Origin of the sequence: Serinicoccus sp. CNJ-927 (genome assembly GCF_001942435.1) — a bacterium.
GTDB lineage: Bacteria > Actinomycetota > Actinomycetes > Actinomycetales > Dermatophilaceae > Ornithinicoccus > Ornithinicoccus marinus.
Map to the genome: position 1 here is coordinate 18,622 of NZ_MKKF01000009.1, position 19,866 is coordinate 38,487.

The following is a 19,866-nucleotide window of genomic DNA, read 5'->3' on the forward strand; positions in this document are numbered from 1 at the left end:
CCTCTCCTTCAGCGCAGCGCCCAGCGGGCTCCGGCCGGTGTGTCCTCGATGACCACGCCGAGCGCGGTCAGCTGGTCGCGGATGGCGTCCGCGGTCGCGAAGTCCTTGTCCGCCCGGGCCTGGGCCCGCGCGTCGAGCCGGTCCTGGACCAGCGCCGCGAGCACCTCGCCGCCACGGCCCTGCCCACCGTCAGCAGCCCCGCCCCAGCCCGGGTCGAGCGGGTTGGCGCCGAGCACGTCGAGCATGGCCACGACCTGGAGCACGGTATGCCGCAGCCCGCCGTCGGTGATCGCGTCGCCGCCGCCCTCGAGCAGCCGGTTGCCCTCGCGCACCGAACCGAAGATCACGGCCAGCCCCTCGGAGACGTTGACGTCGTCGTCCAGGGCCGCGCGGAAAGCCCCGGGGAAGGCCTCGTCGGCGGGCAGCACCGCGGCGGCGTCGACGACCTCGCCCGCCGAGAGCCCCAGCGCCCCCAGCGCCCGCTCCAGGAAGCCCTCGATCCGCTCCACCGAGGCGGCCGCCTCCGCCAGCGAGCCCTCGGCATACTCAATGACCGAGCGGTAGTGCACGGCCCCGAGGTAGAAGCGCAGCACGAGCGGCCGCACCGTCTTCGTCAGCTCGGTGACGGCCAGCGCGTTGCCGAGCGACTTGCCCATCTTGGCGCCCTTGACCGTGACCCAGGCGTTGTGCAGCCAGAAGTTCGCGAAGTCGAGGCCGGCCGCGCGGGACTGGGCCTGCTCGTTCTCGTGGTGGGGGAAGCGCAGGTCGACGCCGCCACCGTGGATGTCGAAGGCGTCGCCGAGGTACTTGCGCGCCATCGCCGAGCACTCCAGGTGCCAACCGGGGCGGCCCTCGCCGTAGGGCGTCGGCCAGCTCGCCGTCGCCGGCTCGCCCTCCTTGTGCCCCTTCCACAGCGCGAAGTCGCGGGGGTCGCGCTTGCCGCGCGGGTCCGCGTCACCGGCCGGTTCCATGTCGGCCAGCCGCTGCCGGGTCAGCGAGCCGTAGTCCGGCCAGGAGTTGACGTCGAAGTAGACGTCGCCGGATCCGTCCTGCGCGGCATAGGCGTGGCCCTTCTCGACGAGGGTGTCGATGAGCGCCACCTGCTCGGTGATGTGCCCCGTCGCCCGCGGCTCGTAGGTGGCCGGGAGGACGCCGAGAAGATCGAGCGCGTGGCTCGTCTCGCGCTCGTGGGCATACGACCAGGCCCACCACGGGCGGTCCGCCGCGTCCGCCTTGGTGAGGATCTTGTCGTCGATGTCGGTGACGTTGCGCACGAGGGTGACGTCGTAGCCGTGCCCGCGCGCGAGCCACCGCCGCAGGATGTCGAAGGCGACGGCGAAGCGCACGTGCCCGATGTGCGGGCTGCCCTGCGTCGTCAGCCCGCAGATGTAGATGCCGACCCTGCCGTCCTGCAGCGGCACGAACGGCCGCAGCTCCCGGGTGGCGGTGTCGAACAGGTGCAGGCTCACAAGGGTCAAGGTTACGGGCTGGACCGGGGTATGCCCGCCTCCCGTCACCGCGCCGCCCTCCCCCCGGAGGTGAAGGCCGATCTCCTCCCCCGGCCCGGTGCTGTGGCTGCAGATCGCGCTGCTCGCCGACGAGCTGGTTCCCTGCGCGCGCCGCGTCGCCGCGACCGGCCGGTATGCCTGCCTCGTCCAGCATCGGCGCGGCTACGCCAGGAGCGACCCGTGGTTCACCCCGGTGCGCGACTGGGTCCGCGCGATCCTCCCGCACGCGGACGAGCACGTCATCCTCGGCGCGGGGCACGACCTGGCCCTCACGCACGCCGACGAGATGGCCGCAGCCGTCGCGGCCTTCCTCGACGCCCACCCGCTGGAGGTCGCCGGCGCACCGTAGGGTCGGGGCATGCCGATCGTCCACGAGAACGACCGCTGCCGCCTCACCACCCTCACCCCGCACCTGCTGCGCGTCGAGTGGTCCCCGACGGGCACCTTCACCGACGCCCCCACCCAGGTCGTCCTCGACCGCGACCTGCCCGGCGGCCTCGGGCTGGCGCCGCAGGTCGAGCCGTGGCGCGAGGGGGTCCGCGTCGTCACCGACGGCTTCGAGCTGCGCTACGACGGCGGCCCACCCTCGCCGCACGGGCTGAGCGTGCAGGTCCGCGGCGGGGTCACGTCGTATCACTCCACCTGGCGCTTCGGGGAGCCGGTCGAGGACCCGCTCCCGGGCACCACGCGCACGCTCGACGGCATCGACGGGCGGACCCCGCTCGAGCCCTCGATCCTGTCCCGCGGCGGCTACGGCGTGCTCGACGACTCCGCCTCGCTGGTCCGCACCGGGCCCGAGCTCACCGACCTCGCGCCGCGCGAGTCCGGCGCGATCGACCTCTACGTCTTCGCCCACGGCCTCGACTACCGCGCGGCGCTGCGCGACTTCCACGCGCTGACCGGGCCGGTCCCGCGGGTGCCGCGCTTCGTGCTCGGCAACTGGTGGAGCCGCTACCACCCCTACTCCGCGCAGGAGTATGCCGCGCTGCTCGACCGCTTCGCCGCCGACCGTGTCCCGTTCTCCGTCGCGGTCATCGACATGGACTGGCACCTGGTCGACATCGACCCGGCGCTCGGCAGCGGGTGGACCGGCTACACCTGGAACCGCGACCTCTTCCCCGACCCCACCGCCTTCCTCGCCGACCTGCACGAGCGCGGCCTCGTGGTCACCCTCAACGACCACCCGGCGGACGGGGTCCGGGCGCACGAGGAGGCATACCCGCGCATGGCCCGGGCGATGGGGATCGACCCGGCCTCGGGCGACCCGGTCGAGTTCGACCCGGCCTCGCCCGACTTCTGGCGCGCCTTCTTCGAGCACGTGGCCGGCCCGCTGACCGAGCAGGGCGTCGACTTCTGGTGGATCGACTGGCAGCAGGGCACGCACAGCGCGGTGCCGGGGTTGGACCCGCTGTGGATCCTCAACGAGCGACACCTCGCACAGCAGCGCGCGGACGGTCGGCGGCCGCTGATCTTCTCGCGGTATGCCGGTCCCGGCAGCCACCGCACGCCGATCGGCTTCAGCGGCGACACGGTCATCAGCTGGGCGTCGCTGGCCTTCCAGCCGGAGTTCACCGCGAGCGCGGCCAACATCGGCTACGGCTGGTGGAGCCACGACATCGGCGGCCACTGGCACGGCGCCAAGGATGTCGAGCTCGCGGTGCGCTGGGTGCAGCTCGGGGTGTGGTCGCCGGTCAACCGGCTGCACGCGAGCGCCAGCCCGTTCCAGGGCAAGGAGCCGTGGCGCTTCGGACCCGAGGGCGAGCGGCTCATGGGCGAGGCGCTGCGGCTGCGGCACCGGCTGCTGCCCTACCTCGCGACGATGGCCGAGCGCACCGCCACAGACGGCATCTCGCTGGTGGAGCCGGTCTACCACCGCCACCCGGGCCGGGACGAGGCGTATGCCCACCGCACCAGCTTCTTCTTCGGCGCGGACCTGCTGTGCGCGCCGGTGGTGACGCCGCGGCTGGCGGGCGTCGGGCTCGCGGCGACAACCCTGTGGCTGCCGCCCGGTGACTGGTTCGACGTGCAGACGCACCGGCGCTACGCCGCCGGAGAGCACGGGCGGACGATCACGGCATACCGCGACCTGTCGCACACGCCGGTCTTCGCCCGGGCGGGGACCGTGCTCCCGCTGACCGCGGCCGACGAGGTCGGCAACGGGGTGGCGCTGCCGCGGACGGTCGAGGTGACCGTCTTCCCCGGCGCCGACGGAGAGCACGTGCTCATCGAGGACGACGACGGCCCGGAGGAGACCCGGCACGTCGCGCGGACGCCGCTGCGCTGGGACGACGCCGCCTCGCGGCTGGTGGTCGGGCCGGTCGAGGGCGAGGCCACGGTGCTGCCGGAGGGGCGGGCCTTCGCGGTGCGCGTGGCCGGGGCGGACCCCGAGCCGGTGCTCGTGCGGCCGGGGAGCGAGGCGGTGGCCGTCGACCTGCCCCGTCCCGGCGCGCCCGACGTGCTCGGCGAGTGCTTCGCGCTGCTCGACGCGGCCGAGGTCGGGCACCACGCCAAGGAGCGGGCCTGGGCCGTCCTGCAGCGCGGGCTGGGCGAGGGTGGCGGTGGTCCCGCCCGGGTCGCCGACGAGCTGCGCTCGACCGACCTCGACGACGCGCTCGTCGGGGCGCTGACCGAGATCGTGACCGCGAGCTAGCAAGCCGGCTCTCGGCTCTGGCCGACTATGCGCCTGTCGCCCGCGACTCGCCGCGGTGTCGCCGCCACATCTGCTGCAGCTCAGGTACAGCGGCTGGCAGCACGCTCTCCAGGGCGTGCTCAGTGCCATCCTCGGTGGCGACCAGACTAGGGCAGCTTCAGGTCGCGCGGGCTGACGAGGGCACCGAGATCCGCCGCAGGCTCGCCCGCTCGAGCAGGCCCCAGACCGAGCTGGTGACGAGGTAGACCCCGGCCGCCAGCGGTAGCACGGCAACTGCCGCGACGGTGAAGAACGACATCAGCGGCAGCACCCGGGTCATCTGCTCCATCGAGTCCTGCACGGCCCGCTGGCTGTCGGTCAGCCGGTCGCGCGCCCCGGGGTCGAGCCGCGCGGTGAGCTCGCGGTCCTGCGCCAGGTGCCGCCGCATCTGCCGGGCTGCGACGGCCGCCACGACGAGGGTGAGGCCCATGAGCGACAGGAACACCCACAGGTGCCCGGCCCCGGCGGACGTGAGGTGCTCCGACAGGGGCACCCCGAGGAAGGTGTGACCGAGCAGCAGGTTCTCCTCGCCGGCGATCTGCGGCGCGGTGAAGAGGCGGTAGATCGTCGCCAGCACCGGGATCTGGACGAGGATCGGCAGGCACCCGGGCAGCGGTGAGACACCCTCCTCGCGGTGCAGGTCCATCATGGCCTGCTGCATCGCGCGCTGGTCGTGACGGTGCCGCTCGCGCAGCTCCGCCAGGCGTGGCTGCAGCTCGCGCCGGCGAGCGGTGCCGCGGGCGGTGCCCCGGTTGAGCGGGTGCAGCACGAGCCGGACCACGAGGGTCACGGCGACGACGACCAGCGCGGGCGGTAGCCACGGGTCGAGGAGGGCGAGCAGGTCGTGGACGTGGACGAGGACGGGGTCGAGAAAGGCGAACATCGCGGGCGCTCCTGGAGCTGGGGGCATACCGCCGACACGGGGGTATGCCGTGGGCTGGGTGGGTCGTCTGCCGACCCGGCCCGTCCCCGAGCGTGCGCGAGGAAGGGTGGTCGGCTCAGCCCGGACCAGGAGCGCGAGGACGTGCCCGACCCGGCCGGTCGGGGTCGCTCGAGCGCACGCCGTGCGCCCGGCACACCTCGCTGCGGTGCTGCGCCGAGACCACCCCGGCCCGCAACGGCTGCACCAGGTGAGAGGCGCCGAGCAGGCATACCCCGGCCAGCGCCAGGGTCAGCAGGAGGTGGTCCGGCGAGGAGAGGCTCGAGGCCAGCGCCACAAGGGTGAGCAGCGACAGCACGAAGCCCAGGAGGGGCAGCTGCTCGATCCGGCTCACGGTCGCCAGCCTACTCCGCCGCCGACGACGACGCCGGGCGCTCAGTGCCCCCGGTCGATCCACTCCTGCCGGTGCGGCGCCTCCGCCCCGATGGTGGTCGTGCCGCCGTGGCCGGTGTAGACCGTGGTGTCCTCGGGCAGCGTCAGCAGCCGCTCGGTGATCGACTCGACGATGACGTCGAAGTCGCTGAACGACCGCCCGGTCGCCCCCGGCCCACCCTCGAAGAGCGTGTCGCCGGAGAAGACCACGCCAAGCTCCGGGACGTGGAAGCAGCAGGCACCCGGGGCGTGGCCCGGGGTGTGCAGCACCTCAACGGTGACCCCGGCGACCTCGATCCGTTGCCCGTCGGCGAGGTCCTCGTCCCACCGGGCGTCGGGGTGGGTGAGCTCCCAGACCGGCGCCTCGTCGGGGTGCAGGTGGAGCGGGGCGCCGACCCGCTCGCGCAGGTCGAGCGCGGCGTCCACGTGGTCGCTGTGCGCGTGGGTGAGCAGGATGGCCCGCACCTGCCGGTCGCCGACGACCGCGGCGATCGCGGCGGCGTCGTGCGGCGCGTCGATGACGACGCACTCGGTGTCGTCGCCGAGCACCCACACGTTGTTGTCGACCTCCCAGGAGCCGCCGTCCAGCTCGAAGGTGCCGCTCGTCGTGCCGTGGTCGATGCGCGCGCTCATGCGTGGCTCCGCTCGGTGGCGCCGACCTCGTCGCCCGCGGCGGCCTCGTCGAGGACCACCACGCTGCGCAGCACCTCGCCGCCGTGCATCTTGTCGAAGGCGGCCTCGACGTCACCGAGCCCGATCGTCTCGGTGACGAAGGCGTCGAGGTCGAAGCGGCCCTGGCGGTAGAGGTCGATGAGCATGGGGAAGTCGCGGCTGGGCAGGCAGTCGCCATACCAGCTCGACTTCAGCGCTCCGCCGCGGCCGAAGACGTCGAGCAGCGGCAGCGTGACCTCCATCTCGGGGGTCGGCACGCCGACGAGCACGACGGTGCCGGCCAGGTCGCGGGCGTAGAACGCCTGCCGGTAGGTCTCCGGGCGCCCCACCGCCTCGACGACGACATCGGCGCCGTTGCCGCCGGTGAGCTCCTGGATCGCCTCGACCGCGTCCTGGTCCTTGCTGTTGACGGTATGCGTCGCGCCGAACCCTCGGGCGGTCTCGAGCTTGCGGTCGTCCACGTCGACGGCGATGACGGTCGTGGCTCCCGCGAGCGCCGCCCCCGCGATCGCCGCGTCACCCACGCCACCGCACCCGATGACGGCGACCGAGTCGCCGCGGGTCACGCCGCCGGTGTTGACCGCCGCGCCGACGCCGGCCATGACCCCGCAGCCGAGCAGGCCGGCCGCGACCGCCGATGCCTCCCGGTCGACCTTGGTGCACTGGCCGGCGTGCACCAGGGTCTTCTCCGCGAAGGCGCCGATGCCGAGGGCCGGGCTCAGCTCGGTGCCGGCCATCTCGTCGCCCTCGGCCAGCGTCATCTTCTGGCTCGCGTTGTGCGTGGCGAAGCAGTACCACGGCTTCCCCTTGGCGCACGCCCGGCACTGGCCGCAGACCGCGCGCCAGTTGAGGATGACGAAGTCCCCCGGCTCCACCTCGGTGACGCCCTCGCCGACCGCCTCGACCGTGCCGGCCGCCTCGTGGCCGAGCAGGAACGGGAACTCGTCGTTGATGCCGCCCTCACGGTAGTGCAGGTCGGTGTGGCACACGCCGCACGCCTCGACCTTCACCACCGCCTCGCCCGGCCCGGGGTCGGGCACGACGATGTCGACGACCTCCACGTCGACGCCCTTGCTGCGGGCGATGACGCCCTTGACGGTCTGCGGCACGGTGACTCCTCGGGGTTGGCGAAGCTGCTGGCGCCCACCGTATGCCGCAGCGCCCGCCCGCGCACCCGCGCCCCCGGGGCCGACCACTCGCGCACCACGTCACCCCCCAGCCGCCAGCCGCCAGCCGCCAGCCGCCAGCCGCCAGCATGCATACCTCGCCTGCCCGCCCCATCGCACCCTTGTGCGTCCGCTCGTGCGGATCTTGGTGTCCCAGGGGTGCTTCTGGGCACGCTCGTGTCGCACGGTCCTGCACGAGTGCGTGCATAAGGGTGCTCTGTCCACAGGCCCGAAGCGGGCGACGGGCCGTTCGCGCCACCCTGGGACGTATGCCCACGGACGAGCCCGCGTTCTGCACGATCCCCGGCCAGCAGGGGCTGGCGACCCATGCCCAGCTCCTGGAAGCGGGGTGGACCACCCCACAGATCCGGCACCGGCGCTCGACGACGTGGCAGACCGCCTACCCCCAGGTCATCGCCGCCCACCGGGGCCCGCTCGACCCGCCGACCATGCTCGCTGCCGCAGCCCTCTGGGCCGGTGACCGTGCGGTGCTGACAGGGCTGATGGCGCTGCGCGAATGGGGCCTGACGACACCACACCCCCGACGCGCCTACTTCCTGGCGCCGGCGTCCGCGCGCAGCCGGCGGCACGGCGACCTCGAGGTCGTGCGGACCTCCCGCCCCGTCCCCGTGGCCAGGCGCCACGGCGTGGTCGCGATCACGGGCGCGGCACGCTCCCTGGCAGAGGCCTCGGCCCGCGAGCCCGTGTCTCCCGACGACCTCGAGGCCCTGGCGATCTCGATCCTGCAGCGCAGGCTGGCCACCCCGCGCGAGCTCGACCTCGAGCTGTGGCACCGTCCGCGACGCGAGGTGGAGGCCGCGCGTCGTGGGCTGGACGCCTTCCGGGACGGCGCGTGGTCGCGGCCCGAAGCGGCGCTGCGACAGGTCTGGGACGGCCGGCCGGACCTGCCGCCGCTCCAGACCAACGTCGGCCTGGAGCAGATGGCGTCCGGCCAGTACCTCGGGTGCCCTGACGGCTACGCCGCGGCACTGGGGATGGTGATCCAGGTCCACTCCCGGCAGCACCACCAGGGCATCGACGACCGCGGCGGCGACCGCTGGGCCCAGACCGTGGAGAAGGACGGCGCGATGGTCAGCGCCGGGCTGCGGGTGCTGGGGGTGACTCCGTGGACGCTCTACCGGCGACCGAGCAGCTTCCTGAGCCGGGTGGACGCCCTGGTCCGGCTCGGCCCGCCGGCGCCGCCGCCGCAGGTCCGCGTCGTCCCACCGCGCTGACCGTGGGCACATCCCTACCCTGGTGCGCTGACCCCGGGCCCATACCTACCCTTGTGCATCGTCGTGCGTCCCACGCGTGCTCCTGGGCACGCCTGAGACACCAGCGCAGGCACAGCCAGCCGCACAAGCGTGCCGAGCGGCAGACCGCCGTCGACGGCATACAGTCTCCGGTGTGACCCAGGCTTCCCGCGGGCCGACGGCCCTCCGCCCGAGGTCGGTGGTTGAGGTGTATGCCGCTCTCTGGCGCGCCCTGCCCGGCCCGGTCTGGGTCAGGCTGCTGCTCGCGCTCCTGGCGCTGGCCGCGGTCGTCGTCGTCTGCTTCGCCTGGCTCTTCCCGCAGCTCGCGCCGCTGCTGCCGCTCAACGACCCGGAGGTGCGGGGCTGACGTGGCGGGCTCGACGGTGGTCCTCCTGTGCGGTCCCGCAGGCTCCGGGAAGTCGACGTATGCCCGTGCCCTGGAGCGCGCGGGCGCCGTCCGGTTGTCCTACGACCAGGAGTACTGGGAGCGCGGCTACCGCGGTCCCCACCCCGTGCCGCAGGAGCTCGCCCGCGAGGTCAAGGGGGCGCTCGACCGGCGCCTCGAGGACGCGCTGCACGCCGCGATCCCCGAGATCGTCCTGGACTACTCCTTCTCGACCCGAGCCATGCGCGAGGAGTACCGCGCGACCGCCGCCCGCTTCGGCGCCGCCACCCGGCTGGTCCACGTCACCGCACCGGTCGAGGTGCTCGTCCAGCGCGTGGCGGCCAGGTCCGGCGCCCACGCCGACGACGCAGTGCTCGACGAGGCGACGGTCCGGGCCTACGCCGAGGGGTTCGAGGCGCCCGGGCCGGACGAGGAGCACGAGGTGGTCCGCACCGGCTGAGCCGGGAACCGGCAGACCGGACGTCCGGGCCGCCGCGCGACTGGGAGCCGGTTTGTCCGCTGCGAGCCGGCATGTCACCTGACAGCCTGTTCGGGGGGGCTCTCAGATGACATCGAAGCTGGTAGACGACGCGTCGGCTGCCGGTGGACGACGCGGCCGGCAGAGAAACCCCCCGGCCGCGCGTGAGTCCGCCGGCCGGTCAGCCCGGGACGACGAGAGCCGTCGCGAGGCAGGCCACACCCTCGCCGCGGCCGGTGAGCCCGAGCCCGTCGGTGGTGGTGGCGCTCACCGACACCGGCGCGCCACCCAGCGCGGCTGACATGGCGGCGGCCGCCTCCTCCCGGCGCGGCCCGACCTTGGGCCGGTTGCCGATCACCTGCACGGCGACGTTGCCGACGGCCCAGCCGTCCTGCTGCACGAGGCCGAGCACGTGCCCGAGCATCTGCCGCCCGCTCGCACCCGCCATCTCCGGCCGGCCGGTCCCGAAGACCGAGCCCAGGTCGCCCAGCCCGGCTGCCGAGAGCAGCGCGTCGCAGGCCGCATGCGCGGCGACGTCCCCGTCGGAGTGCCCCTCGATGCCCCGCTCCCCCGGCCATTCCAGGCAGGCGAGCCACAGGGTCCGGTCGTCGGCGGCATACCCGTGCACGTCCACACCGATCCCGGTGCGCGGCAACGTGCTCATCGGCAGGCCTCCTCGATCGCCGCCACGGCGTCCGCCACGGGCGTGACGCCGGTGTCGATCCGCAGCTCGGCCCCGGGCCAGGGCTCCCACTCGCGCTCCTGCACCTGCTCCCAGGTCGGCAGCCGGTGGCCCTCGATCTCGCCTGCCCGCCCCTCGACGCGGGACCGGTGCACCCCCTGGTCGGCGCAGACCAGCTCCACCCGCACGAGCCGCGACCCCGCCTCCTTCGCCAAGGTCTCCCAGGCCGCCCGCGCCTGCGGCGCCGCGTTGACCAGGTCGGCGACCACCCCCAGCCCGACGCGCAGCTGGTCGGCCGCGAGGGCGAGCGTCGCGGCATACCCCTGCGCGCCCAGCTCCTCCTCGGGCAGACCACCCCGCACGAGCGACTGCTCCACCGTGTCCACCCGCAGGTGCGCCGCACCCGTCCGGCGGCACAGCTCGCGTGCCAGCGTCGTCTTCCCCACCCCCGGCAGCCCGGACAGCACGACGAGGCACGGCTCCCGCGAGGCCTCGCCCTCGTCGTCGACCCACGCCGCGGCGACCGCCAGGTCCTCGGGCGTGGTCACCTTCATCGCGCGGGCGTGCCCCGGGACGACCACGACGTGCCCCCCGGCGGCCTCGACCATCCCCGCGTCGTCGGTATGCCGCCCCTCACCGGCAGCGTGCGCGTGCGCCCGGTCCAGGGTCTCGCGCAGGAAGCCTTGCGGCGTCTGCACGGCGCGCAGACCGGCGCGGTCAGGGGTGCCGGTCACGAGCTCGACGTCGCCGTGGGCGCGCACCGCCTTGACCGTGTCGGTCACCGGGAGCGCGGGCACGACGGCCGCGTGCCCGGCACGGACCGCGTGCACCACACGGTCGAAGACCTCGGGAGGGGTGAAGGCCCGGGCGGCGTCGTGCACGAGCACGATGCCGACGTCGCCGGGGAGGGCGCCGAGCCCGGCCCGCACGGAGGCGACCCGGTCCTCACCGCCGGCGACCACGTCCACGGTGACGTCGCCGGTCCTGACGTCCTGCAGCGCGGACCGCACCTGCGCCACACCGTCACCGTCGGGCGGCGCGACGACGACGAGGTGCTGAAGGACGGACGTGCGCAGCGCGCCCTCGAGCGCGTGGCTGACGAGCGGACGGGAGTCCGGGCGCGAGCCGACCGGCACGAGCGCCTTGGGTCGCCCCGCCCCGAGGCGGGCACCCTGGCCGGCAGCGACCAGGATGAGCCCGACGTTCAGGAGGCGAGGACCTCGTCGAGGGTGGCCTCCGCCGTGTCCTCGTTGGTCTTCTCGGCAAGCGCGAGCTCGCTGACGAGGATCTGGCGGGCCTTCGACAGCAGCCGCTTCTCCCCCGTGGACAGACCGCGGTCCTTCTCGCGGCGCCACAGGTCGCGGACGACCTCGGCCACCTTGATCACGTCACCGGAGGCGAGCTTCTCGAGGTTGGCCTTGTAGCGGCGCGACCAGTTGGTCGGCTCCTCGGTGTGCTCGGCCCGCAGCACGGCGAAGACCTTGTCCAGGCCCTCCTTGCCGACGACGTCGCGCACGCCGACCAGGTCGCAGTTGTCAGCGGGAACCTCGATCGTCAGATCGCCCTGGGCCACCTTGAGCTTGAGGTAGAGCTTCTCCTCGCCCTTGATGGTTCGTGTCTTCATCTCTTCAATGAGAGCGGCCCCGTGGTGGGGGTAGACAACCGTCTCTCCGACCTTGAACGTCATCGTGGTAAAGCCCCTTTCGCGGACTCCCAGGATACCACGCGCCCGGACGGCGCAAGAATCATCCGGATGATATTTCCGCTGGTCAGGGGCTTGACAACGACCAATCTCTGTGCATCTGAGGGGCTGTGGGACACCTTCCGGGGTATGCCGCGGGCCGCCTTCCGAGGGTCCTGGCACACCTCTCGCCGAGCGGTGTCGTCGCAGGTGGCACGGCGCACGGGGACCCGATGGGGGGTGGGCGCTACGCTGGTGCCGTGACGACTGCACGCACCCCTCGCCCCACCCGCCGGACCGGCGCGCTCGTCGCCGCCGCCGCGGGCCTCGCCCTGGCCGGATGCTCGGTCAACTCCCCGACGACGACCAACATCGAGTATGCGCCCGCGGACGGGGTCGAGCTCGACGGCGAGGTCGTCGACGTCCGCGACCTGCTCGTGGTCAGCCAGGGTGACGGCGCCCCTGCGGTGATCTCCGGCTCGGTCATCAACACCTCCGCGGAGCCGGTCACCGTGACGGTCTCGGTCGACGGGACCGACCTCACCCCCGAGGTCACGGTGGAGCCGGAGTCCTTGGCACGGCTGGACGGCACCGACCCGGACGGCTCGGACGGGCAGCGGCTCGTCCTGGAGGCGCTGGAGTCGCCGGCCGGGCAGAACGTCGAGATCCGCATGGAGGTCGAGGGCGGCGAGGCCCTATCCACCATCGCCCCGGTGCTCCTGCCGCAGGGGCAGTACGCCCAGTTCGCCGACGACGCCGGCGGCACCGTCGAGCCCCCGGCCGAGCACGAGGAGGGCGAGGGCGACCACTGAGGTCGACCCGGCCCCGCCGGCTCTCCCTCCGCCTCAGGCCTCCCGCGGCACCCGTGCGGGGAAGCGCTCGTCGTCGCCGGGCAGCTGCTCGTCGTGCCACACCCCGGTGACGAGGTAGACCACGCGCAGCGCGATCGAGACGGCGTGGTCGGCATACCGCTCGTAGTAGCGGGAGAGCAGCGTCGCGTCCACGGTGACCTGTGTCGACTGCGACCACGACGGGTCGAGCAGCGCCTGGAAGACCTCGCGGTGCAACCGGTCCATGGTGTCGTCCGCCTTCATCAGCTCGGCGGCGCCGTCGGCGTCCTTGCTGCCGATGATCTCCCCGGCCCGCAGCACCATCGCCTCGGCGGTGGTGGCCATCTCGGCGAAGAGCGGGCGCAGCCGCTCGGGCAGGGCGTGCGCCGGGTAGCGCAGCCGCGTCAGCTTGGCCACGTGCCGGGCCAGGTCGCCGCTGCGCTCCAGGTCCGAGCTCATGCGCAGGGCGGTGACCATCTGCCGCAGGTCGGTGGCGACCGGCTGCTGCCGGGCCAGGACATCGATCGCGCGGTTGTCCAGCTCGCGCCGCAGGGCGTCGATGAGCTGGTCGTCGGAGATGACCTCCTGGGCCAGGCCCAGGTCGGTCTCCATGAGCGACCTCGTCGCCCGCTGGAGGGCCGTCGCGGACAGCCGGCTCATCTCGACCAGCTGCTCGCTGATGAGGTCGAGCTCTTCGGTGAACGCGCTGCGCATGCATGCTCCTCGTCGGTCGTCCGTCGTGCGGGGTGGAAGGGGTGCTGCCTTCATTGTCGGCGCCCGGGCAGCCGGCAGCACAGTGGGACGGTGGCAGGGGGACGTGAACGACGTGCGACCCGCAGATGAACAGTGACCCGCCAGGACACCGTGCGGGCACCCGATGTGCACGAGGCGGTCCGCCGATGACCCTAGGCTGGTCACGTGGAACCACTGACCGCAGGCCTGCTGGGCGCCGCGCTGGGCGTCGTCGGGGTGCTGCTGCTGTGGTGGCTGCGGCGCGAGTGGCGAGCGGCCGGGGTGCCGGTCGAGCCCGCACCGGCGGTCGTGGTGCCGGAGGGCGTCAAGGAGGTCCTGTCGGTGCTGCGCTCGGGCGCCATCGTCGTGGACGGCTCGGCCCGGGTGCACGTGGCCACCGGGGCGGCGCTGGCCTTCGGCCTGGTGCGCGAGGACAACCTGGTCAACGCCCGGCTGCGCGAGCTGGTCGGCCAGGTGCTCGGCGAGCGGTCGGTGGCGGAGGCCGAGCTGGACATCGTCCGCGGCCCGCTGTCCTCGAGCCAGGTGCTGCTGGCGGTGCGGGTCGCGCCCTTCGCCGACGGGCTGGCGCTCATCCTCGTCGACGACCGCACCCAGGCCCGCCGGGTCGAGGCGGTGCGCCGCGACTTCGTCGTCAACGTCAGCCACGAGCTCAAGACCCCGGTCGGTGGCCTGGCGCTGCTCGCGGAGGCGGTGCTGGACGCCGCCGACGACCCGGAGGCGGTGCGCCGCTTCGCCGGCCGCATGACGACCGAGAGCGAGCGGCTCACCCGGCTGGTCGCCGAGATCGTCGACCTGTCCCGGCTCCAGGCCAACGACCTGCTGGCCGACATGGTCCTCGTCGACGTCGCCGCGTGCGCCGCGGAGGCGGTCGAGCAGACCCGGGTGGTCGCCGGTGACCGCACCGTCGTGGCCGCCCCCGCGGGCCGCCCCGAGGAGCTGCGGATCTACGGCGACCGCGAGCTGGTGACCACGGCGATCCGCAACCTGGTCACCAACGCGATCGCCTACTCCGAGGACAGCACCCGGGTGGGCGTCGTCACCCGCCGCACCCAGGACGTCGTCGAGGTGTCGGTCTCCGACCAGGGGCGCGGCATCTCGACCGAGGACCAGGAGCGCATCTTCGAGCGCTTCTACCGCGTCGACCCGGCCCGCTCCCGCCGCACCGGCGGCACCGGGCTCGGGCTGTCCATCGTCAAGCACATCAGCGCCGGGCACGGCGGGTCGGTGTCGGTGTGGAGCGAGGAGGGGCAGGGCTCGACCTTCACCCTCCGCTTCCCCGCCGTCGACGACCCGCGCGCCCCCGGCTCCCCCGCCCCGCACCGCCAGGGCCGACCGGCCCGGGTGCCCGACCCAGCCCACGGCGGGACCCCGCCGCCGACCGCCCTGGCCGGCACGCCCCGAGGAAAGGTGACCCGATGACCCGGATCCTGGTGGTGGAGGACGAGGAGTCCTTCTCCGACCCGCTGTCCTACCTGCTCGAGAAGGAGGGGTATGACGTCACCGTCACCGAGTCCGGGACCGAGGGCCTGGCCGAGTTCGACCGCGGCGGCGCCGACCTGGTGCTGCTCGACCTCATGCTGCCCGGGATGTCCGGTGTGGACGTCTGCCGCGCGCTGCGGCAGCGCTCCAGCGTGCCGGTCATCATGCTCACCGCGAAGGACTCCGAGGTGGACAAGGTCGTCGGGCTCGAGCTCGGGGCGGACGACTACGTCACCAAGCCCTACTCCGGGCGGGAGCTGCTCGCCCGGATCAAGGCGGTCCTGCGCCGGCAGAGCGAACCCGAGGAGCTCATGCCGTCGACGGTCGAGTCCGGGCCGGTCCGGATGGACGTCGAGCGGCATACCGTGTCCGTCCACGGGGAGTCGGTGTCGTTGCCGCTCAAGGAGTTCGAGCTGCTGGAGATGCTGCTGCGCAACGCCGGCCGCGTCCTGACGCGGGGCCAGCTCATCGACCGGGTCTGGGGCAGCGACTACGTCGGCGACACCAAGACCCTCGACGTGCACGTCAAGCGGCTGCGGGCCAAGATCGAGCCGGACCCGTCGAACCCGCAGCACATCGTGACCGTGCGCGGGCTGGGCTACAAGTTCGAGACCAGCTGACCCGGGCGGCGTCCTACTTCTTGCCCTGGTTGGCGACCTCGTGGATCGCCTCGGCCGCGGCGGCCGGGTCGAGGTAGCGCCCGCCGGGGGTGACCGGGGCGAGGTCGGCGTCGAGCTCGTAGAGCAGCGGGATGCCGGTGGGGATGTTGAGCCCGGCGATGTCCTCGTCGCTGATCCCGTCGAGGTGCTTGACCAGGGCCCGCAGGCTGTTGCCGTGCGCCGCGACCAGCACGGTCTGACCCTCGCGCAGGTCCGGCACGATGTCGCTGTCCCAGTAGGGCAGCATCCGGGCCACGACGTCCTTGAGGCACTCGGTGCGGGGCAGGTCGGCGCCGAGGTCGGCATACCGCGGGTCGCCCGCCTGAGAGAACTCGTCGTCGTCCTCGATGGGCGGCGGCGGGGTGTCGAAGCCGCGGCGCCAGGCCATGAACTGCTCCTCGCCGTACTTGTCGCGCGTCTGCGCCTTGTTCAGCCCCTGCAGCGCGCCGTAGTGGCGCTCGTTGAGCCGCCAGTGCCGGTGGACCGGGATCCAGTGCCGGTCGGCGACGTCCAGCGCCGTGTTGGCGGTCGTGATGGCGCGCCGCAGCAGGGAGGTGTGCAGCACGTCCGGCAGCAGCCCCTCCTCCCGCAGCAGCTCGCCGGCGCGGCGCGCCTCCTCGTGCCCGTTCGGGGTCAGGTCGACGTCGACCCAGCCGGTGAAGAGGTTCTTCTCGTTCCACTGGCTCTCGCCGTGGCGGAGCAGGATCAGGGTGTGTGCGGCCTCGCTCATGGCGCCCACCCTACCGATCGCCGGGGTCCTCGCCCGAGTCGGACAACGTGCCGGGCGGGGCGTCGGGCAGCGACTCCAGCTCGGCCCGGAAGGCCTCGAGGTTGGCGGTCGACTCGCCGCGGTCGAGGCGCCAGGCCCACTCGCGCCGGATCGAGGTCCAGAAGCCGAGCCGCAGCAGCTCGTTGAAGGGCTCGTCGCAGGCGGCGAGCACCGCGCCGAGCAGGTCGTCGAGCACGTCCTCCTCGAGGCCGGCCAGCGGCACGCGCCCGGTGAGGTAGACGTCGCCGCTGCGGTCCACGGCATACCCCACGCCGGGCAGCCGCAGCGCGCGTCGCAGCAGGTAGCGGTAGACGGCCTCGTGGTTCTCGTCCGGGTTGCGGACGACGAAGGCGCGCAGCTCCAGCGAGCGCTGGCCGACGACGAGCGAGACCACGGTGCGCAGCTTGCGCTCCCCGGGCAGCGTGACGACCGTCTCCCCGGCGCGGGTGCCCGCCTCCCAGTCCACGTCGAGCGCGTCGAGGTGGGCGCGCAGCGTCGCGAGCGCGGTCTCATCCATGGTGTCCTCCTCGGCGGGCGGTCACGGCGGCGGCGTAGGCGTCGAGCAGGGCGTCGACGGTGCGCTCCCAGGAGTATGCCTGCGCGTGCTCCTGCGCGCGCCGCACCCAGTCCTCGTCCGCCCCGTCCGAGGCGTGGGCCGCGAGCACCTGCTCGAGCGCGTCCGCCCAGTCGCCGGGGTCGTGCCCGTCGACGAGCACCCCGACGTCGCCGACCGCAAGCGGGAGCCCGCCGACCCGCGCCGCCACGACGGGCGTGCCGCAGGCCAGCGCCTCGACGGCGACGAGACCGAAGGACTCGTGGTGCGAGGGCACCGCCACGACGTCCGCCGCCCGCATCCACGTCGCGAGCTCCTCCCGGGAGACGGGCGGGCCGAGGTGCAGCAGGTCGTCGACACCCTCCTCGCGCGCGACCTGGCGCAGCCCTCCGGGCCGGGCCAGACCGGAGCCGGAGAGGCCGCCGAGGACCGCCACGACCAGCCGGTCCCGCCGCGCCGCGTCACGCCGCACCAGCTCACCCGCGGCGCGCACGAGCACGTCCGGGCCCTTGAGCGGCTGGATCCGCCCGACGAAGAGCAGCACCTCCGCCTCCGCCGGCAGCCCGACGGCCTGCCGGGCCGCCTGCCGGTCGCCGGGATGGAAGGTGTCCAGGTCCACCCCGGGTGGCACGACGTGAACCGCGGCCGGGGCCGCGGCATACAGCTCGACGAGGTCGCGCGCCTCGTCGGGGGTGTTGGCGACCAGCGCGTCGGCGCGGTCGACGAGCTCGACCTCCCCGTCGATCCGCGCCTGCGGCTCGGGCAGGTCGCCGGCGGCCAGCGCGCGGTTCTTGACCCGGGCCAGGGTGTGCATGGTCTGCACGAGCGGCACGTCGAAGCGGCGCGAGGTGAGCCCGCCGGCCTGACCGCTGAGCCAGTAGTGCGCGTGGATGACGTCGTAGTGGCCTTCCGCGAGCCCGGCGACGTGCCGCGACAGGTCGTCGGCGAACTCGCAGACGTGCCCCGGCAACACCTCCTTGGGCACTCCCTCCAGCGGTCCGGCGGGGACGTGGTGGACGCTGACCGGCAGCCCCGGCTCCAGCTCGACGCTGCGCGCCTGGTCGGCGTCGGTGGCCCGGGTGAAGATGTCGACCTCCACCCCGCGCCGGGCGAGCTCTGCGGCCGTCTCCACGACGTAGACGTTGAGGCCGCCGGCGTCGCCGGTCCCGGGCCGCAGCAGCGGCGAGGTGTGCAGCGAGACCATCGCGACCCGCCGCACCGGGGGGTGCCGGTCCGGATCCTCGCTCACGGGCGCCAGTCTGGCACGCCGGGCTGCCTAGGCTGGGCCCATGCCGCCGCCCGCCCGCCGCCCCGTCGGCACCGTGACGCGCGGCACGACCAACCCCAACCGGCTGCGGCGGGTGGACCGCTGGATCGGGTATGCCCTGGGCGGGCTGCTGCGCTCCGCCGCCGGGTCCCCGGTGGTCGTCGACCTCGGCTACGGCGCCTCCCCGGTCACGGTGCTCGAGCTGGCGGACCGGTTGCGCGGGGTCCGGGAGGACGTGCGCGTCGTCGGGGTGGAGATCGACCCGGAGCGGGTGGAGCGCGGCCGACCGCTGGCCGACCCGCCGTGGGTGGACTTCGCGCGCGGCGGCTTCGAGGTGCCGCTGCCGGCGGGGCTGGGCGCCGACGCACGGCCGCTGGTGGTGCGGGCCTTCAACGTGCTGCGGCAGTACGACGAGGTCGAGGTCTGGCCGGCCTGGCAGCGGGTGGTCGACCGGCTGGCTCCCGGCGGGTCGCTGGTCGAGGGCACCTGCGACGAGCTGGGCCGGCTCGCGGCGTGGGTGGACGTGCGCCGAGGGGAGGACGGGCTGGCGACGCCGCGGACGCTCACGATCTCGCTGCGGCTGGCCGGCCTGGAGACGCCCTCGGTGGTCGCCGAGCGGCTGCCCAAGGCGCTCATCCACCGCAACGTGCCGGGCGAGCGGGTGCATACCGTGCTCGGCGCGCTGGACCGGGCCTGGGAGCGCGCGGCACCGTTGGCCAGCTTCGGCGCCCGGCAGCGCTTCGTCGCGACCGCGCGCTCGCTGCGCGAGGACGGCTGGCCGGTCGTGGACGGGCCGGCGCGCTGGCGCCTCGGCGAGCTCAGCCTCGACTGGGCCGCCGTCGCGCCCTCCTGATCAGCCCCTCGCACCCCGACCGGACCAACCGTGTCCGCCTCTGCGGCGTCCGGGAGGTCTGTCCGGTCACCAGGGGCCGTAGGGCCCCATGTGGGTGTTGGAGCCGCCGCGGCCCTGGACCGACTTGACCGCGGGGCGGACGTCGGCGAGGTAGACCGCCGCGGCGACGACGGCGATGACGTTGAAGATCGACAGGGCCGACCCGATCGAGATGAAGCCGAGCAGGGTGGCGCCGCCCGTGATGAGCGACCAGAAGGTCTTGGTGCGCTTGCCCGCGGCGACGAAGGCGTCCTGGCGGGTGCGCAGGCAGTCGACCAGCGCCCACACCATCATGGCGAAGAGGCCGAGGCTCAGGACCAGCTCGACCATGTTCTGCGCCTCGTAGATCACACCCATGCCGGTCAGCGTAGCCCCCGTCCCTGGACGCGGCACCCAGGACGGGCGGGGCGCTCAGGTGTCGACGATCAGCGTGACCGGGCCGTCGTTCACCAGCTCGACCTCCATCATCGCGCCGAAGCGCCCGGTCGCGACCTCGATCCCCCGGCCCCGCAGCTCGGCGACCACCGCGTCGACCAGCGGCTCGGCCACCGGCCCCGGTGCCGCCTCCCCCCACGAGGGCCGCCGCCCCTTGCGGGTGCTGCCGTAGAGCGTGAACTGGCTGACCACGAGGACCGCCCCGCCGCTGTCCGCGACCGACTGCTCGTCGCGCAGGATGCGCAGCTCGGCGATCTTGCGGGCAGTCGTCTCGACGTCCGACGGACCGTCGTCGTGGGTGGCCGCCACCAGCGCGAGGATCCCGGGGCGGTCGATGGCGCCCACGACCACGCCGTCGACCCGGACCGCCGCCCGGCTGACCCGCTGCAGGACGGACCGCACC

General features: G+C 73.8%; 23 protein-coding genes. 9 read left to right on the forward strand and 14 right to left on the reverse strand.

What is annotated here, in order from left to right; genetic code table 11:
- Positions 1-8: 8 nt before the first annotated feature.
- On the reverse strand, positions 9-1,469 hold the full coding sequence (gene cysS / locus BJF86_RS03450) for a cysteine--tRNA ligase (RefSeq protein WP_075816986.1): 1,461 nt from the start codon (positions 1,467-1,469) through the stop codon (positions 9-11).
- Between the two features lie 97 nt (positions 1,470-1,566).
- Between cysS and BJF86_RS03455 the strand changes: the two genes are divergently transcribed.
- A complete protein-coding gene (locus tag BJF86_RS03455; protein WP_075816987.1) occupies positions 1,567-1,857 on the forward strand; it encodes a hypothetical protein in 291 nt (96 codons plus the stop codon).
- A 9-nt stretch (positions 1,858-1,866) separates the two neighbouring features.
- Positions 1,867-4,158, forward strand: coding sequence for a TIM-barrel domain-containing protein (locus tag BJF86_RS03460; RefSeq protein ID WP_075816988.1), 2,292 nt, complete (start codon positions 1,867-1,869; stop codon positions 4,156-4,158).
- A 157-nt stretch (positions 4,159-4,315) separates the two neighbouring features.
- On the opposite strand, the gene BJF86_RS03465 is transcribed toward BJF86_RS03460, so the two are convergent.
- From BJF86_RS03465 to BJF86_RS03480, 4 genes are all read right to left on the reverse strand, one after another.
- On the reverse strand, positions 4,316-5,080 hold the full coding sequence (locus BJF86_RS03465; protein WP_158068365.1) for a YidC/Oxa1 family membrane protein insertase: 765 nt from the start codon (positions 5,078-5,080) through the stop codon (positions 4,316-4,318).
- Positions 5,081-5,195: 115 nt separating this feature from the next.
- Positions 5,196-5,471: a hypothetical protein gene (locus BJF86_RS03470; RefSeq protein ID WP_022925974.1), complete on the reverse strand. Its 276-nt coding sequence runs from the start codon at positions 5,469-5,471 to the stop codon at positions 5,196-5,198.
- A 41-nt stretch (positions 5,472-5,512) separates the two neighbouring features.
- A complete protein-coding gene (locus BJF86_RS03475; RefSeq protein ID WP_075816990.1) occupies positions 5,513-6,142 on the reverse strand; it encodes an MBL fold metallo-hydrolase in 630 nt (209 codons plus the stop codon).
- Positions 6,139-7,290 carry an S-(hydroxymethyl)mycothiol dehydrogenase gene (locus BJF86_RS03480; RefSeq protein ID WP_075816991.1) on the reverse strand — a complete coding sequence of 384 codons (1,152 nt, stop codon included), beginning with the start codon at positions 7,288-7,290 and terminating at the stop codon, positions 6,139-6,141. Before BJF86_RS03480 ends, BJF86_RS03475 begins: the two co-directional genes overlap by 4 nt.
- A gap of 326 nt (positions 7,291-7,616) precedes the next feature.
- Here BJF86_RS03480 and BJF86_RS03485 point away from each other — a divergent pair, with 326 nt between their 5' ends.
- The 3 genes from BJF86_RS03485 to BJF86_RS03490 all read left to right on the forward strand — a co-directional run bounded on the left by BJF86_RS03485 (position 7,617) and on the right by BJF86_RS03490 (position 9,445).
- Positions 7,617-8,582, forward strand: coding sequence for a hypothetical protein (locus BJF86_RS03485; RefSeq protein WP_075816992.1), 966 nt, complete (start codon positions 7,617-7,619; stop codon positions 8,580-8,582).
- A gap of 172 nt (positions 8,583-8,754) precedes the next feature.
- The gene (locus tag BJF86_RS17300; RefSeq protein ID WP_143553676.1) at positions 8,755-8,967 is read left to right on the forward strand and encodes a hypothetical protein; all 213 of its coding nucleotides are present in this window, start codon (positions 8,755-8,757) and stop codon (positions 8,965-8,967) included.
- A gap of 1 nt (position 8,968) precedes the next feature.
- Complete coding sequence (locus BJF86_RS03490) at positions 8,969-9,445, forward strand: AAA family ATPase (protein WP_083652681.1); 477 nt, start codon at positions 8,969-8,971, stop codon at positions 9,443-9,445.
- A gap of 199 nt (positions 9,446-9,644) precedes the next feature.
- Here the strand turns inward: BJF86_RS03490 and ispF are convergent, their stop codons facing one another.
- The 3 genes from ispF to BJF86_RS18645 are packed head-to-tail and all read right to left on the reverse strand — an operon-like array spanning position 9,645 to position 11,832.
- Complete coding sequence (ispF, locus tag BJF86_RS03495) at positions 9,645-10,127, reverse strand: 2-C-methyl-D-erythritol 2,4-cyclodiphosphate synthase (RefSeq protein WP_028131197.1); 483 nt, start codon at positions 10,125-10,127, stop codon at positions 9,645-9,647.
- Positions 10,124-11,353 (reverse strand): 2-C-methyl-D-erythritol 4-phosphate cytidylyltransferase, encoded by a 1,230-nt coding sequence (gene ispD, locus BJF86_RS03500; RefSeq protein WP_269087249.1) that lies wholly within the window; start codon positions 11,351-11,353, stop codon positions 10,124-10,126. Before ispD ends, ispF begins: the two co-directional genes overlap by 4 nt.
- Positions 11,350-11,832 (reverse strand): CarD family transcriptional regulator, encoded by a 483-nt coding sequence (locus BJF86_RS18645; RefSeq protein WP_022925970.1) that lies wholly within the window; start codon positions 11,830-11,832, stop codon positions 11,350-11,352. The genes ispD and BJF86_RS18645 overlap by 4 nt, the downstream gene beginning before the upstream one ends.
- Positions 11,833-12,086: 254 nt before the next feature.
- Here BJF86_RS18645 and BJF86_RS03510 point away from each other — a divergent pair, with 254 nt between their 5' ends.
- The gene (locus tag BJF86_RS03510; RefSeq protein WP_143553677.1) at positions 12,087-12,638 is read left to right on the forward strand and encodes a hypothetical protein; all 552 of its coding nucleotides are present in this window, start codon (positions 12,087-12,089) and stop codon (positions 12,636-12,638) included.
- Positions 12,639-12,671: 33 nt separating this feature from the next.
- On the opposite strand, the gene phoU is transcribed toward BJF86_RS03510, so the two are convergent.
- On the reverse strand, positions 12,672-13,370 hold the full coding sequence (gene phoU, locus BJF86_RS03515) for a phosphate signaling complex protein PhoU (protein ID WP_022925968.1): 699 nt from the start codon (positions 13,368-13,370) through the stop codon (positions 12,672-12,674).
- 204 nt (positions 13,371-13,574) lie between these two features.
- Between phoU and BJF86_RS03520 the strand changes: the two genes are divergently transcribed.
- Positions 13,575-14,828 (forward strand): sensor histidine kinase, encoded by a 1,254-nt coding sequence (locus BJF86_RS03520; protein ID WP_075816995.1) that lies wholly within the window; start codon positions 13,575-13,577, stop codon positions 14,826-14,828.
- Entirely contained in the window at positions 14,825-15,508 is a 684-nt protein-coding gene (locus tag BJF86_RS03525; RefSeq protein ID WP_075816996.1) for a response regulator transcription factor, read from the forward strand. The genes BJF86_RS03520 and BJF86_RS03525 overlap by 4 nt, the downstream gene beginning before the upstream one ends.
- 13 nt (positions 15,509-15,521) lie before the next feature.
- Here BJF86_RS03525 and BJF86_RS03530 read toward each other — a convergent pair whose 3' ends face one another.
- From BJF86_RS03530 to mshA, 3 genes are read right to left on the reverse strand one after another with little or no spacing between them, the layout of a single operon-like run.
- Positions 15,522-16,277, reverse strand: coding sequence for a phosphoglyceromutase (locus BJF86_RS03530; RefSeq protein WP_022925965.1), 756 nt, complete (start codon positions 16,275-16,277; stop codon positions 15,522-15,524).
- A 10-nt stretch (positions 16,278-16,287) separates the two neighbouring features.
- On the reverse strand, positions 16,288-16,833 hold the full coding sequence (locus BJF86_RS03535) for a YbjN domain-containing protein (RefSeq protein ID WP_075816997.1): 546 nt from the start codon (positions 16,831-16,833) through the stop codon (positions 16,288-16,290).
- Positions 16,826-18,118 carry a D-inositol-3-phosphate glycosyltransferase gene (gene mshA, locus BJF86_RS03540; protein ID WP_321166138.1) on the reverse strand — a complete coding sequence of 431 codons (1,293 nt, stop codon included), beginning with the start codon at positions 18,116-18,118 and terminating at the stop codon, positions 16,826-16,828. The genes BJF86_RS03535 and mshA overlap by 8 nt, the downstream gene beginning before the upstream one ends.
- Before the next feature lie 40 nt (positions 18,119-18,158).
- Between mshA and BJF86_RS03545 the strand changes: the two genes are divergently transcribed.
- Positions 18,159-18,989, forward strand: a complete 831-nt coding sequence (locus BJF86_RS03545) for a class I SAM-dependent methyltransferase (RefSeq protein ID WP_075816998.1) — start codon at positions 18,159-18,161, stop codon at positions 18,987-18,989.
- Positions 18,990-19,055: 66 nt separating this feature from the next.
- Here the strand turns inward: BJF86_RS03545 and BJF86_RS03550 are convergent, their stop codons facing one another.
- Together BJF86_RS03550 and dtd are read right to left on the reverse strand one after the other, a co-directional pair.
- Entirely contained in the window at positions 19,056-19,385 is a 330-nt protein-coding gene (locus tag BJF86_RS03550; RefSeq protein WP_022925962.1) for a DUF2516 family protein, read from the reverse strand.
- Between the two features lie 54 nt (positions 19,386-19,439).
- Entirely contained in the window at positions 19,440-19,865 is a 426-nt protein-coding gene (gene dtd, locus BJF86_RS03555) for a D-aminoacyl-tRNA deacylase (RefSeq protein ID WP_075816999.1), read from the reverse strand.
- Between the last annotated feature and the right edge of the window lies 1 nt (position 19,866).